The 14,089-nt window shown below is 73.1% G+C and carries 12 protein-coding genes; 6 read left to right on the forward strand and 6 right to left on the reverse strand.

Going from position 1 to position 14,089, the window contains the following annotated elements; all coding sequences use genetic code 11:
• Position 1 precedes the first annotated feature (1 nt).
• A complete protein-coding gene (locus ACFY0D_RS33115) occupies positions 2–2,356 on the reverse strand; it encodes an ATP-binding domain-containing protein (protein WP_390801632.1) in 2,355 nt (784 codons plus the stop codon).
• The gene (locus tag ACFY0D_RS33120; protein WP_390801633.1) at positions 2,353–3,336 is read right to left on the reverse strand and encodes an aldo/keto reductase; all 984 of its coding nucleotides are present in this window, start codon (positions 3,334–3,336) and stop codon (positions 2,353–2,355) included. The genes ACFY0D_RS33115 and ACFY0D_RS33120 overlap by 4 nt, the downstream gene beginning before the upstream one ends.
• A 100-nt stretch (positions 3,337–3,436) precedes the next feature.
• Between ACFY0D_RS33120 and ACFY0D_RS33125 the strand changes: the two genes are divergently transcribed.
• Positions 3,437–4,486, forward strand: a complete 1,050-nt coding sequence (locus ACFY0D_RS33125) for an LLM class F420-dependent oxidoreductase (RefSeq protein ID WP_390801634.1) — start codon at positions 3,437–3,439, stop codon at positions 4,484–4,486.
• A 229-nt stretch (positions 4,487–4,715) separates the two neighbouring features.
• Positions 4,716–5,546 carry a ferritin-like domain-containing protein gene (locus ACFY0D_RS33130; protein WP_390801635.1) on the forward strand — a complete coding sequence of 277 codons (831 nt, stop codon included), beginning with the start codon at positions 4,716–4,718 and terminating at the stop codon, positions 5,544–5,546.
• Here the strand turns inward: ACFY0D_RS33130 and corA are convergent.
• The gene (gene corA / locus ACFY0D_RS33135) at positions 5,524–6,516 is read right to left on the reverse strand and encodes a magnesium/cobalt transporter CorA (protein ID WP_390801636.1); all 993 of its coding nucleotides are present in this window, start codon (positions 6,514–6,516) and stop codon (positions 5,524–5,526) included. The genes ACFY0D_RS33130 and corA overlap by 23 nt on opposite strands.
• Positions 6,517–6,570: 54 nt before the next feature.
• On the opposite strand from corA, the gene ACFY0D_RS33140 reads away from it, so the two are divergent.
• The 4 genes from ACFY0D_RS33140 (at position 6,571) to mshC (ending at position 10,115) form a co-directional block, all read left to right on the forward strand.
• Complete coding sequence (locus tag ACFY0D_RS33140; protein WP_390801637.1) at positions 6,571–7,290, forward strand: histidine phosphatase family protein; 720 nt, start codon at positions 6,571–6,573, stop codon at positions 7,288–7,290.
• 79 nt (positions 7,291–7,369) lie between these two features.
• A complete protein-coding gene (locus ACFY0D_RS33145) occupies positions 7,370–7,960 on the forward strand; it encodes a DUF3090 domain-containing protein (protein ID WP_390801638.1) in 591 nt (196 codons plus the stop codon).
• Positions 7,924–8,775: an SCO1664 family protein gene (locus ACFY0D_RS33150; protein WP_390801639.1), complete on the forward strand. Its 852-nt coding sequence runs from the start codon at positions 7,924–7,926 to the stop codon at positions 8,773–8,775. Before ACFY0D_RS33145 ends, ACFY0D_RS33150 begins: the two co-directional genes overlap by 37 nt.
• A 110-nt stretch (positions 8,776–8,885) precedes the next feature.
• Positions 8,886–10,115, forward strand: coding sequence for a cysteine--1-D-myo-inosityl 2-amino-2-deoxy-alpha-D-glucopyranoside ligase (gene mshC / locus ACFY0D_RS33155; protein ID WP_390801640.1), 1,230 nt, complete (start codon positions 8,886–8,888; stop codon positions 10,113–10,115).
• A 61-nt stretch (positions 10,116–10,176) separates the two neighbouring features.
• Here mshC and ACFY0D_RS33160 read toward each other — a convergent pair whose 3' ends face one another.
• The 3 genes from ACFY0D_RS33160 to ACFY0D_RS33170 form a co-directional block, all read right to left on the reverse strand.
• The gene (locus tag ACFY0D_RS33160) at positions 10,177–11,145 is read right to left on the reverse strand and encodes a hypothetical protein (protein WP_390801641.1); all 969 of its coding nucleotides are present in this window, start codon (positions 11,143–11,145) and stop codon (positions 10,177–10,179) included.
• 69 nt (positions 11,146–11,214) lie between these two features.
• The gene (locus tag ACFY0D_RS33165; RefSeq protein ID WP_390801642.1) at positions 11,215–12,333 is read right to left on the reverse strand and encodes a PAC2 family protein; all 1,119 of its coding nucleotides are present in this window, start codon (positions 12,331–12,333) and stop codon (positions 11,215–11,217) included.
• A 127-nt stretch (positions 12,334–12,460) separates the two neighbouring features.
• Positions 12,461–14,068 carry a glycerol-3-phosphate dehydrogenase/oxidase gene (locus ACFY0D_RS33170; RefSeq protein ID WP_301372185.1) on the reverse strand — a complete coding sequence of 536 codons (1,608 nt, stop codon included), beginning with the start codon at positions 14,066–14,068 and terminating at the stop codon, positions 12,461–12,463.
• Between the last annotated feature and the right edge of the window lie 21 nt (positions 14,069–14,089).

The raw sequence follows: 14,089 nt of genomic DNA on the forward strand, positions 1-14,089 counted from the left end.
TTCACTCCGGCTGCGCGCCCGCCGTCGCGAGGGCCGTCAGCAGGCCCGTCAGGCGCGTCGTACGCGGCTTCGCCGGCACCTCGGCCACCGCGTGCGGCAGCGCCTGGTCGACCCCGTGCACCACGGACAGGTGCCGCTCGCCCCGCCCGAACGCCGTGTAGACCCAGTCCCGCGACAGCGCCTGCGCCGCGTCACCCGGCAGTACGACGACCACCGCCGGCCAGCGCGTGCCCACGGCCTGGTGCGCCGTCACCGCCCAGCCGTGCCGCACCTGGGACTCGACGAGCTCCTTCGGTACGACGATCCGCACGCCCGCCCGGTCCAGATGCAGGCCCTCGGCGTCGGCCGACACCACCCGGGCCGCCAGCGCCCGCCCGGCGGACGGCACGTGGACCACCCGGTCGCCGGGGTCGAAACCGCCGAAGCGGCCCGGACCGGGGTTCAGGCGCTCCTTCAGGGCGGCGTTCAGCGCCCGGGTGCCCGCCGAGCCGCCGTGGCCCGGGGTGATCACCTGCACGCTGTCCGCCGGGATCCCGAAGGCCCGCGGCACCGATTCCGCCACCAGCTGAACGGCCCGGTGCACCGCTTCCCCGGCGTCCTTCACCGGGACGATGACGACCTCCTTGCCGGGGGCGTCGACCTGGTTCAGCTCCCCGATGCCCACCCCGGAGACGAGCTCGCCGAGGGGGCCCGGGTCGGGGGTGCGGGAGACCAGCTGCGGGCAGGTACGGGCCGCCAGCACATCGGCGAACACCCGCCCGGCCCCGGCGGACCCGAGCACGCCGGGGTCCCCGGAGAGCACCAGCCGGGCCCCGTCCGGGACGGACTCCACCAGCGCGGCCGCGGTCTCCACGTCCAGCTGCGGCGCGTCCAGCACCACCAGCAGGTCCAGTGCGAACTGCCCGTCCGCGTCCCGCCCGGGCCCCTCGGCGCCGGACAGCAGCCCCGCCACGGTCACCGGGTCCGGGCCGCCGCCGGGGGCGTGCGCGGCCACGCAGACCCGCAGGCCCAGCTCCCGGGCCGCGGCGGCCAGGGCGACCGGTTCCGCGCGGGCGGCCTCGCCGCCGGTGTGGGTGACCAGGCCGTGGCCCGCGACCGCGCGGATCAGCTCGGCGGCGGAGGGGCTCGGCGCGGACCCGGCGGCCCGCTCCCACTCCGCCGCGTCGTCGAAGGTGCCGGCAGCCAGCCGGGCCAGGCCGTCGGCCAGGCTCTCCTCGGCCATGGCGGCACCCTCCAGGCCCACGAGCACCCGTACGGGCCGCTCCGTGTCCTCGGCGTCCTCGGCGTCCTGGGAGTCCTGGGAGTTCTTGCCGGCCGGCGGCCCCAGGGGTTCGTGGAAGACCAGCACCGAGCCTTCGCCGATGGCCTGTTCCAGCGCCTCGGCCGGATCCGGTACGCCGTACTGGGCCAGGGCCTTCTCCAGCACCGGGGCCTCCAGGGCGGTGTGCCCCTTCAGCCCGGCCTGGGCCAGCAGCCAGCCCACCAGGACGGTGGTGCGGCGCTCGTCACCGGGACCCGCCTCGTCGCCCAGCAGGGCCCGGGCGAAGCCGTCGGCCTGGGCCGGACGCACGGCGGGGAGCGACAGCAGCCGCCAGGGGTTCTCGGTGAGCTGCCCGGCGGCGTCCTCGCCCAGGGCCGCCGCGGCGGGGGCGGCCAGGGCCTCGGGGGCGCCACCGCGGGCCAGTACGGCCCGTACGCCCTCGACGGTGTCGGCGGAGGGTGCGGTCGCTGTCACCGGCGCCGGAGCGGCCGGGCGCGGCGCGGCGGGAGCGGCCGCCGGCCTGCGGGGTGCGGCCGGGGCCTCGTCGAAGTACACGGCGGAGGGCTTCGCACCGCTCTCCACGGCCCGTACGGCGGCCAGCAGGTCGGCGGCCTGCCCGCTGAGCTTTGCCCCGGCCTCGACGGGCGCCTCCCGCTCGGCCTTGCGCCGGGCGATCCGCTCCCGCTCGATCTTCTGGGCGGCCAGCTCGGCCTGGGCCTCGGAGAGCGCGGGCGTCGCCTGGGCCCCGGCGTCCGCGCCGGCCTCGGCTCCAGCCCCGGACCCGGCGGGGTCGTCGGCTGCCGCAGGGGCGGTCTCCAGGCCTGCCTCGGCCTCGGGCCCTGCGGGGCTTTCCCCCGCCCCGCCCCTTCCGGAAACCGGGGGCTCCGCCCCCGGACCCCCGTCACCGGCTTCGCCGTGCACGGCGACGGGCCCGTCCTCGGCCCCGGCCGGTTCGGCGGTCCCGGACCCGTCCGGCTCCGCCTCGGGTTCCGCGGCCCGTGCCTCGGCGGGTCGGTTCTGGTCCGCGTCGGCCGGCGAGGCCTCGGCGGCCGGTTCCTCGGCGGCGGCGGGCTCGGCCTGGCGGTCCGTACTCACAGCGTGCTCCAGTCCTGATCGGGGTAGCGGTGCACCGGAGCCGAAACATCGTCCAGCGCCCGGCAGATCTCCTCGGGAAGACTAAGGGCCTCCACCGACAGTGCCGCCCCGAGCTGCGCGGACGTCCGCGCACCGACGATCGGCGCCACCACCCCCGGCCGGTCCCGGATCCACGCCAGGGCCACCTGGAGCGGGGTGACGGCCAGACCCTGGGCCGCCGTCACCACCGCGTCCACGATCCGCCCCGCCGCCTCGTCGAGGTACGGGTCCACCAGGGCGGCCAGCGACTCCGAGGCGCCCCGGGAGTCGGCCGGGGTGCCGTCCCGGTACTTGCCCGTCAGCACCCCGCGGCCCAGCGGCGAGGAGGGCAGCAGGCCGATCCCGAGGTCCAGCGCGGCCGGCAGCACCTCCCGCTCCACGCCCCGCTGGAGCAGGGAGTACTCCATCTGCGTCGAGGCGATCCGGGTACGCACCCCGGGGACCGCGAGCTGCCAGGTCGCCGCCTTCGCCAGCTGCCAGCCGCAGAAGCCCGCCAGCCCCGCGTACCGGGCCCGGCCGCTGCTCACCGCCAGGTCCAGCGCCTGCAGGGTCTCCTCCAGCGGGGTCGCGGGGTCGAAGGCGTGCACCTGCCACAGGTCGACGTAGTCGGTACCCAGCCGGTCCAGAGAGGCGTCGAGGGCGGCGAGCAGGTGCCCGCGCGAGCCGTCGAATCTGCGGTCGGGGTCCGGCACGCTGCCCGCCTTGGTCGCGATCACCAGGTCCCGGCGCGGGACGAGCCCGCCCACCAGCCGCCCGAGGAGGTACTCCGCCTCACCGCCGCCGTACACGTCGGCGGTGTCGACGAGCGTGCCCCCCGCCTCCCAGAACGTCTTCACCTGCTCGGCGGCGGCTTCCTCGCCGGTGTCGCGGCCCCAGGTGAGGGTGCCGAGGCCGATCCGGGAGACGCGCAGTCCGGTGCGGCCGAGATGCCTCTGCTCCATGAGCGCTGAGACTACTGGGGCGCTGACGCGGAGGACCTTGGCGCGCTACAGTCCCCGCACACCAACGTTACTGATCGGTAAACCGGTAAGGGGACGACACATGCGGCTCGGCATCAATCTTGGTTACTGGGGCGCGGGCATGGACGCCGACAACCTCGCCGTCGCCCAGGAGGCCGACCGCCTGGGTTACGACGTCTGCTGGGCCGCCGAGGCCTACGGCTCCGACGCCCCGACCGTGCTCGCCTGGGTCGCCGCCCAGACCCAGCGCATCGACGTGGGTTCGGCGATCCTCCAGATCCCGGCCCGCCAGCCCGCCATGACCGCCATGACCGCGGCCACCCTCGACTCGCTGACCAAGGGCCGCTTCCGGCTCGGCCTCGGCGTCTCCGGACCGCAGGTCTCCGAGGGCTGGTACGGCGTCAAGTTCGACAAGCCGCTGGCCCGCACCCGCGAGTACGTGGAGATCGTCCGCAAGGCCATGACCCGCGAGCGGCTCTCCTACGAGGGCGAGCACTGGACCCTGCCGCTGCCGGACGGCCCGGGCAAGCCGCTCAAGCTGACCGTGCACCCCGAGCGCGAGCACATCCCGCTCTACATCGCCGCCATCGGGCCGAAGAACCTGGAGCAGACCGGCGAGATCGCCGACGGCGCCCTGCTGATCTTCCCGGCCGCCGAGCACCTGGAGGCCACCGCCCTCACCCACATCCGGGCGGGCCGCGAGAAGGCCGGGCTGACCATGGAGGGATTCGACGTCTGCCCGACCGTGCCGCTGGCCCTCGGCGAGGACGTGAACGCGCTCGCGGACATGTTCCGCCCGTACACCGCCCTGTACGTGGGCGGCATGGGCAGCCGGAAGCAGAACTTCTACAACCAGCTGGCCCAGCGCATGGGCTACGAGAAGGAAGCCGCCGAGATCCAGGACAAGTACCTGGCGGGCGACAAGACCGGCGCGGCCGCGGCCGTCCCGCACAAGCTGATCGACTCGACCACCCTGCTCGGCCCGGTCGCCCGGATCGCCGACGGGATGCGGGCCTACGCGGAGGCCGGGGTCACCACCCTCACGCTCGCCCCGGCCGGATTCACCCTGGACGAGCGGATCGCCGCTCTGCGCGCCGGCACCGAGGCGATGGAGCTGGCGGGTCTCGCCTGATCGCCTGACCGGCAGATCCGGGGCCGGCGGACGGAGGCCGGCCCCGGTGAACGCTTCTGCGGCCGTGGTGGGGGCTCGGGGGGTCTTCCCCGCCACGGCCGACACAGCGAACAACGCCGCGGACACCCGCCGGGTTACGCGTGGCGGCCCAACCCCCGATTTCGTTCATTCGGACGAGTAGTGCGACCTATCGGTTGCCCGCCCCGCCCACCGGCGTTTGACTCGTTCCATGCTCTCTGCCCGCAGCCTGTTCCAGGAGATCGTCGACAACGACGACTCCTTCCAGCTGTTCTGCTCCATCGCCGCCAGCGGGGAGACCCAGGGCGGCTGGGAGAACGCCCGTATCGCGGCCCTGGTGCCGGACGGCATGCGCCACCTCGCGCCCAAGATCACCCGACACGGTGCCGACGAGGACAAGCACGGCCGGATCTTCCACGCCCTGCTCCGCAAGCGCGGCCTGCCCGCCGTCCCGGTACCCCCCGAGACCGACTACACGATGCTGCTGGAGCGCCGCGGCATCGGCCTCGCGCACGAGAAACTGCGCCGCGAGGTGGCCCTGACCGACGAGGACATCGTCGTCTACCTCGCGCACAGCCGCGTCACCGAACAGCGCGCCGCCGACCAGATGGACATGCTGGTCAGGTACTTCGGCGACCACCCCGAGGTGGGCAAGGCGATCCACATGATCAGCCACGACGAGGACAACCACCTCGCCTACTGCCACGAGGAACTGCTGCGCCTCGCCCGGTCCGGCCACGGCCGGACCATCCAGCGGGTGCTACGCGAGAGCGCGCTCGCCGAGATCTCCGTCTACCGCGACGTGAGCCTCGCCGTCATGAGCCACATGGGACGGCTGCTGCACTGGCCCGCCCCGAAGGCGGCCGCGCTGGCCGCCGGCATCCGCGCGATGTACGCGTACGAGCGGTTCAGCGGCTGGCACCGGATGGTGAACCTGCGGCTGCCGGAACGCCTGGACGCCCTCGGCGGCGCACCGGCCGCCGCGGGCGGGTTCGCCTACGCCCCGCGCGAGAGGGAACTCAGAGCCAGCCCCGGCGCTTGAACATCCGGTGCAGGCCCAGGCACGCCCCTGCCATGACCACCAGTACCGCCGGATAGCCCCAGACGTGCCGCAGCTCCGGCATGTGGTCGAAGTTCATCCCGTAGATCCCCGCCACCATCGTGGGGACGGCCGCCATCGCCGCCCAGGCCGAGATCTTGCGCATGTCGTCGTTCTGCCGCAGGCCCATCTGCGCGAGATGCGCGGAGAGCGCGTCCGACAGCAGCCGGTCCAGCCCCTCGATGTACTCGTTCGCCTTGGTCAGGTGGTCGGCGACATCGCGGAAGAACGGCTGCGCGTGCTCGTGGACGAAGGGGACCTCCCCGAAGGCCAGCCGGTCCATCGGCTGGAGCAGCGGGCTCGTCGCCCGCCGGAACTCCAGCACCTGCCGCTTGAACCCGTAGATCCGGGCGGCGGTGTTCTTGGTGTCCGAGGCGTTCGGGGCGAAGACCTCGGCCTCCAGCTCCTCCAGGTCCGCCTGGAGCTCGGCCGCCACCTCGATGTAGTGGTCGACCACCGCGTCGGACACCGCGTACAGCACCGCCGTCGGGCCGTGCCGCAGCACGTCCGGCTCCTGCTCCAGCCGGTGGCGCACGGCGGCCAGCGGGGCCCCCTCGCCGTGCCGGACCGTGACGACGAACGAATCCCCTATGAAGACCATCAGCTCGCCCGCGGTCACCGTGTCCGAGTCCTCGTCGTACTGCACCGGCTTGAGGACGACGAACAGCGAATCGTCGTACACCTCCAGCTTCGGGCGCTGGTGCGCGGTCAGCGCGTCCTCCACCGCCAGCGCGTGCAGGCCGAACTCCTGGCTGACGTGGTCGAATTCCTTCGCCGTCGGCTCGTGCATGCCGATCCACAGGAAGGCGTCACCGGTCGCCCGGGCCTCGTCGAGGGCGTCCGAGAAATCGTCCGGTCCCTCGGTACGGCGGCCGTCCCGGTAAATCGCGCAGTCCACAATCACGCGGGGCATTCTTCCCTGCCCACGGCCCGCCCGCACACCCGCGGCAGCGCATACGCTGGCCCCATGGCCACGCTGATCCTCGTACGACACGGGCGGTCCACCGCCAACACCGCTGGGCTGCTCGCCGGATGGACCCCCGGAGTGGCCCTCGACGAGCGCGGCGCGGAGCAGGCCGCCGCGCTGCCCGGCCGGCTGGCGGGCGTGCCGCTGGCCGCCGCCGTCACCAGCCCGCTGCAGCGCTGCCGGGAGACCCTCGCACCCCTGCTGGCCGCCCGGCCGGAGCTGGAAGTGCACACCGACGAGCGGATCGGCGAGTGCCACTACGGCGAATGGTCCGGCCGCAAACTGTCCGAGCTCTCCGACGAACCGCTGATGAAGATCGTCCAGCAGCACCCGTCGGCCGCCGCCTTCCCCGGCGGCGAGTCCATGCGCGCCATGCAGGCACGCGCCGTGGAGGCCGTACGCGACTGGGACGCGCGGATCGAGCAGGAGCACGGCAGCGACGCCGTCTTCCTGATGTGCTCGCACGGCGACATCATCAAGTCCCTTGTCGCGGACGCCCTGGGCATGCACCTGGACCTCTTCCAGCGCATCCACGTCGACCCCTGCTCGGTGACCGCCATCCGGTACACCCCCACCCGGCCCTTCGTGTTCCGGCTCGGCGACACCGGGGACTTCGGCTCGCTCGTCCGGCGCCCCGCCGCACCGGAGACCGTCGCATCGGACAAAGACACCGAAGACGCCGGGAACGCCGTCGTGGGAGGCGGTGCGGGCGCGGCTTGATCGCCCGGCGCAGTAGGGTGGACGGGCCAACAACAAGGGCGCAGACCTGCCCCCTGCCGCCGAGACTTGGAGACTGGACGTGCCCCGTCAGGTGTTCCTCTACGACCCCCCGGACCGCTTCGTGGCCGGCACGGTCGGTCTGCCGGGACGCCGTACGTTCTTCCTGCAGGCCTCCGCCGGCCCCCGCGTCACCAGCGTCTCCCTGGAGAAGACCCAGGTCGCAGCACTGGCCGAGCGGATGGACGAGCTGCTGGACGAGGTCGTACGGCGGACCGGGGGCAACGCCCCGGTCCCGGCCGTCGCCCCCGCCGAGGCCGCCGACACCGCGCCGCTGGACGTCCCGGTCGACGAGGAGTTCCGCGTCGGCACCATGGCTCTGGCCTGGGACGGCGAGGAACAGCGCATGATCGTCGAGGCCCAGGCACTGGTCGAACTCGACGCCGACTCCGACGAGGACCTCGCCGAGGCCGAGGAGCGGCTGCTCCAGGACGAGGAGAACGGCCCGCCGATGCTGCGCGTCCGCCTCAGCGGCGCCCAGGCCCGGGCCTTCGCCAAGCGGGCCCTGGACGTCGTCAACGCCGGCCGCCCGCCGTGCCCGCTGTGCAGCCTCCCGCTGGACCCGGAGGGGCACGTGTGCCCGCGCCAGAACGGCTACCGGCGCCAGGCGTGACGGACACGGGGGAGAAGATGGAGGAACTGCTCGCCAAGGGCGAGCTCACCGTCATAGGCCGGATCCGCGAGGCGTCGAACGCGGTCCTGCTGTGCAGCGTCACGTACGGGGGCGTGAGCGCCGACTGCGTGTACAAGCCGGTCAAGGGCGAGCGGCCGCTGTGGGACTTCCCCGACGGGAACCTCGCCCGCCGGGAGGTCGCCGCCTACCTGATCTCCGAGGCCACCGGATGGGGCCTGGTCCCCGCCACCGTGCTGCGCGACGGACCGTACGGCGAGGGCATGGTCCAGCGGTGGATCGACGCGGAGCAGCCGGACGAGGACGCCCCGCTGGGCGCGCTCCTCGGGCTCGTCGACGCCGAGGAGGCGGGGGAGGGCTGGAAGGCCGTCGCCCTCGCCGAGGTCGGCGAAGGCCGCACCGCGCTGCTCGTGCACGCCGACGACCCCCGGCTGCGCCGGCTCGCCGTCCTCGACGCCGTGATCAACAACGGCGACCGCAAGGGCGGCCACCTGCTGCCCGCGCCCGACGGACGGCTCTACGGCATCGACCACGGTGTGACCTTCCACGCAGAGGACAAGCTGCGCACCCTCCTGTGGGGCTGGGCGGGCGAGCCGCTGACCGACGAGGCGCGCGAGGTGCTGGCCGCCCTGGCCGAAGGGCTGGCCGAGGGCGCCCCGCTCGCCACCCGGCTGGCCGAACTGATCACGCCGGTCGAGCTGGCCGCCGTACGGGACCGGGTGGAGCACCTGCTGCGCACCGGAACCCATCCCCAGCCGTCCGGGCAGTGGCCGGCGATCCCCTGGCCACCGGTCTGAATCGGCCATCGGCCATACGCACAGAACCGGCCAGACCGCAAGAGTGCCGATCAAGACAACAGTGCAGGTCCAGTTCGTTTCCGGAACATCAGTCCGGTTAGGCTCGACGCATGCATGCCTGGCCCGCTTCTGAGGTCCCCGCCCTTCCTGGCAAGGGCCGCGACCTCCAGATCCACGACACCGCGACCCAGGGGACGATCACCCTCGCCCCCGGTCCCGTCGCCCGTATCTACGTCTGCGGCATCACTCCGTACGACGCGACCCACATCGGTCACGCGGCGACCTACAACGCGTTCGACCTCGTACAACGCGTGTGGCTCGACACCAAGCGGCAGGTCCACTACGTCCAGAACGTCACGGACGTGGACGACCCGCTCCTGGAGCGGGCGCTGCGTGACAACCAGGACTGGACCGAGCTGGCGGAGCGCGAGACCGCGCTCTTCCGCGAGGACATGACGGCCCTGCGGATGCTGCCCCCGCAGCACTACATCGGAGCCGTCGAGGCCATACCCGGAATCGTGCCGCTGGTCGAGCGGCTGCGGGACGCGGGCGCGGCGTACGAGCTGGACGGCGACACCTACTTCTCGGTCGAGGCCGACCCGCACTTCGGCGGGGTCTCCCACCTCGACGCCGAAGCGATGCGGCTGCTCTCGGCGGAGCGGGGCGGCGACCCCGACCGGCCCGGCAAGAAGAACCCGCTGGACCCGATGCTGTGGATGGCCGCGCGTCCGGGCGAGCCGAGCTGGGACGGCGGCTCGCTGGGCCGCGGCCGGCCGGGCTGGCACATCGAGTGCGTGGCGATCGCCCTCGACCACCTGGGCATGGGCTTCGACATCCAGGGCGGCGGCTCCGACCTGGCGTTCCCGCACCACGAGATGGGCGCGTCGCACGCACAGGCGCTGACGGGCGAGTTCCCGATGGCCAAGGCGTACGTGCACGCGGGCATGGTGGCGCTGCACGGCGAGAAGATGTCGAAGTCGAAGGGCAACCTCGTCTTCGTGTCGGCGCTGCGGCGCTCCGGGGTGGACCCGGCGGCGATCCGCCTCGCGCTGCTGTCGCACCACTACCGGGCCGACTGGGAGTGGACCGACGAGGTCCTCGCCGAGGCCGTGGCCCGGCTGGAGCGCTGGCGCGCGGCCGTGTCCAGGCCGGACGGCATCCCGGCCGACGCGGTGCTCGAAGAGGTCCGCGAGGCCCTGGCGAACGACCTGGACGCCCCTGCGGCGCTGGCGGCCGTGGACCGCTGGGCGGAGCTCCAGAACGCCACCGACGGCGACGACGAGTCGGCCCCGGGCCTGGTCTCCCGCACGGTGGACGCGCTGCTGGGCGTGGCGCTCTAGGCAACCGAAGAAGGCGCGCCCCCGGCCCCGTGCCGGGGGCGCGTCCTGCCGTTTCAGGCCCTCACTGCATGACGGTGACCGGCGGGTGCCGGGGATCGGCGGGGCACGCGTAGAACTGCAAGGTGTAGCCGCGGCCCACGGTGACCTCCGTCGGGGTCGCGGACGCGCCCTGCGCCTCCTCGACCGGCCGCCAGCTCTCGGTTTCGCCGTTCCACTCGGTGTGGCCGAGGGTGAGCAACGGTTCGCCGACGGCCGAACACCGCGCGCAGCGCAGCTCCGCCGGGCCGCCGGAATCACGGAAGGTGAAGGGGGCGGCCCAGCCGCCGGCCTTCCACCCGGGTGCGACGGACAGGGCTCCCCGGTAGCCCGTGGCCCCGTCCTCGTCCCAGCGGTGGATCCGCCCGGCCAGTTCGGGCTCCAGATCGTGCTCGGCCGGGTACTCGAGGACCTGCTCCGGATGGAGCACGCACGGGAGGGGCACCAGCTCGGACGTACCCACGTACGCCGGCTCCGGCGGGGAAACCAGGACCTCCGCCACATCGGCGGCCCGCCGCCACCGCAGCTGGACGGCCTCCGAGCCACTCTGGTCCTCGATGTCGATGAACGGGCACCACAGCACCTGGAGCAGGTCCGTGCCCTCGGGGAACGGCAGGCCGGGGACGTCCCGGGCGTACAGCTGCGCCACCGGTATCAGCGGGTGCGGCCCCTCGGGCAGCAGCGACGGATCATGGCCGGCGTGGATCCGCGAGACCTCGGCGTGGTCCTCGTCCGTCCAGACGTCGCGGGCGAGGATCCGCCGGAGCGTGCGGACCTCCTCGGGCGTGTTCAGCTCGAAGGGAGCGTCGTGCTCCTGCGAGCACGACGCCCAGGGTTCGCCGGCCGGCCACAGCAGGGGCCCGCCCACCGAGCTCTCGTGCACGGTGGGCGCGCCGGGCCGCGGGTGCAGCCGGGTGGCGGTCCTGGACGTCCCTGCGAGCTCCGGGAAGACCGAAGCCACGTCGAGCGGGCGGGGCGGGGTGGTACGAGTCATGCTTCCCTCTCTCGGAACGGCAACCCGTATCCAAGCAGGGGGTACTGACACACGGACAGCCTGGTGGGACTAGTCCTCCGAGGTGTCCCCGACGCCGTCCGACGTGCCTTCCGACGTGCCGTCCGGCTTGCCCTTCGACGTGCCGTCCGGCTCGTCCCCCGCCTTGTCGTCCGGAGCTACGGGACCTTCCGGCGCGCCGGTGCCCGTCTGCTGCTGCCCGTCCTGCGGCTCCGCGGTGTCCTCCGGCTCCGCCGCGCCCTCCGGCTTCGGCTTCGCCTGGGGGCGCGTGCCGCCGGACAGGTCGCGGAAGTAGGAACCCGTGTCGGTGGCCGTCTCCGGGCTACCCGCCGGGTCACGCCGCCGCAGGTACCGCTCGAACTCCCGGGCGATCGCGTCGCCCGAGGCCTCCGGCAGATCGGCCGTGTCCCGCGCCTCCTCCAGCGTCTGGACGTACTCCGCCACCTCGCTGTCCTCGGCGGCCAGTTGGTCCACGCCCAGCTGCCACGCCCGCGCGTCCTCGGGCAGCTCGCCCAGCGGGATCCGGATGTCGATCAGATCCTCCAGCCGGTTCAGCAGGGCCAGCGTCGCCTTCGGGTTCGGCGGCTGGGAGACGTAGTGCGGCACCGCCGCCCACAGGGACACCGCCGGGACACCCGCGTGCGTACAGGCCTCCTGCAGGATGCCCACGATGCCCGTCGGGCCCTCGTACTTGGTCTCCTCCAGGTCCATCGTCCGCGCCAGGTCCGCGTCCGAGGTCACCCCGCTCACCGGCACCGGCCGCGTGTGCGGGGTGTCCCCGAGCAGCGCGCCCAGGATGACCACCATCTCCACGCCCAGCTCGTGCGCGAACCCGAGGATCTCGTTGCAGAACGACCGCCACCGCATGGACGGTTCGATGCCCCGCACCAGCACCAGGTCCCGCGGCTTGGCACCGCCGATCCGGACCACCGACAGCCGTGTCGTCGGCCACGTGATCTTCCGTACCCCGTTGTCCAGCCACACCGTCGGCCGGTTGACCTGGAAGTCGTAGTAATCCTCGGCGTCGAGTGCCGCGAAGACCTCGCCCTTCCACTCCCGGTCCAGGTGTGCGACCGCACCGGAGGCCGCGTCACCCGCGTCGTTCCAGCCCTCGAACGCGGCCACCATGACCGGGTCGATCAGCTCGGGCACGCCCTCAAGCTCGATCACCCAGGTCTCCTTCCGAAGTTCCCTTGCGTACGTGGGTCAGCCTAAGCCTTGATGAGGCACTGGCCACAGCCCACGACAGAGGGGCGGTTCCCCTCGGAACCGCCCCTCTTCCCCACCTGCGTAGGAGCTATGCCTTACGGCCCAGCATCTCCTCGACCCGGGCACGTACGGACTCGTCGTCCAGGCCGCGGATCGTCACCGTCGTACGGCGGCGCAGCACGTCGTCGACCGTCTCGGCCCACTCGTTGTCACGGGCGTAGGCGACCTGCGCCCAGATCTCCGGACCGTCCGGGTGGATCCGCTCGGCCAGCGCCGGGTCCTCGTTCGCGATGCGCGCGATGTCGAAGGCCAGCGAGCCGTAGTGGGAGGCCAGGTGGCGGGCCGTCAGCGGGTCCATCCGCGTCCCCGGCTCCCGGTCCACGAGCAGCCGGTGCGCGACCGCGTTCGGGTTGGCGACACCGGGCAGCGCGATCCGGCGCACCAGCGACTTCACCGGCTCCATGTCCTCGGTCAGCGGGCTGCCCGGGAGCTTCGCCAGCTTGTCCATGACCACACGGCCGATGTGGCGGTACGTCGTCCACTTGCCGCCGGCCACCGACAGCATGCCGCCGGCGCCCTCGGAGACGACCGTCTCGCGCTTGGCCTTCTCGACGCCGCCGGGGCCGCCGGGCAGCACCCGCAGGCCCGCGAAGGCGTACGTCATCAGCGAGCGGTCCAGGTCCGCGTCCTTCACCGAGAAGGCCGCCTCGTCCAGGATCTGCGCGATGTCGGACTCGGTGGCGCGCACGTCCGCCGGGTCGCCCTCGTACACCTCGTCGGTGGTGCCGAGGAGCAGCTGGTCCTCCCACGGGAGGGCGAAGGTGATGCGGTACTTGTCGATCGGGGTGGCCATGGCGGCCTTCCACGGCGACTTGCGCTTCATGACGATGTGCGCGCCCTTGGAGAGGCGGATCGACGGCATGGAGTGCTTGTCTTCCATGCGCCGCAGGTGGTCCACCCACGGGCCGGTGGCGTTGAGCACGACGCGCGCGTCGACCCCGAACTCGGTGCCGTCGAGACGGTCCTTGAGCTCGGCGCCGGTGACCCGGCCGCGCGTCTTGCGCAGTCCGGTGACCTCGGCGTGGTTGAGGACGACCGCGCCCGACTCGACGGCCGCGCGGACCGTCATGACGGCGACGCGGGAGTCGTTCATCTGGTGGTCGTAATAGACCGCGACGGCCTTGAGGTTGTCCGTCTTCAGACCCGGGTTGTCGGCGACGGCACGGGCCGGGGATATGACCTTGCCCATGCCGTCGCCGAAGGCCGAGAGGGCGGAGTAGGCGAAGACGCCCGCGCCCAGCTTGGCCGCACCCACCGGACCGCCCTTGTAGACCGGCAGGTAGAAGGTGAGCGGGTTGACCAGGTGCGGGGCCACGTCCTTGGCCAGCACCCGGCGCTCGTGGTGGTTCTCGGCGACCAGCTTGACCGCGCCGGTCTGCAGGTAGCGCAGACCGCCGTGGACGAGCTTGGAGGAGGCCGAGGAGGTGGCGCCGGCGAAGTCGCCGGCGTCCACCATGGCAACCCGCAGGCCCGACTGCGCGGCGTGCCACGCCACGGAGGTGCCCAGGATTCCACCGCCGATGACCAGCAGGTCGTACGTGGCCTTCGACAGCTGCTCACGGGTCTGGGCGCGGCTGACGTTGGCACCGGCGGTCGGGTGCGTGCCCAGTGCGGGAACGCTCTGCAGGCTGCTCATATCTCTCTTAGCTCCTCGTCG

The organism is Streptomyces sp. NPDC001502, from assembly GCF_042894785.1.
GTDB classification, from domain to species: Bacteria; Actinomycetota; Actinomycetes; order Streptomycetales; family Streptomycetaceae; genus Streptomyces; species Streptomyces kutzneri.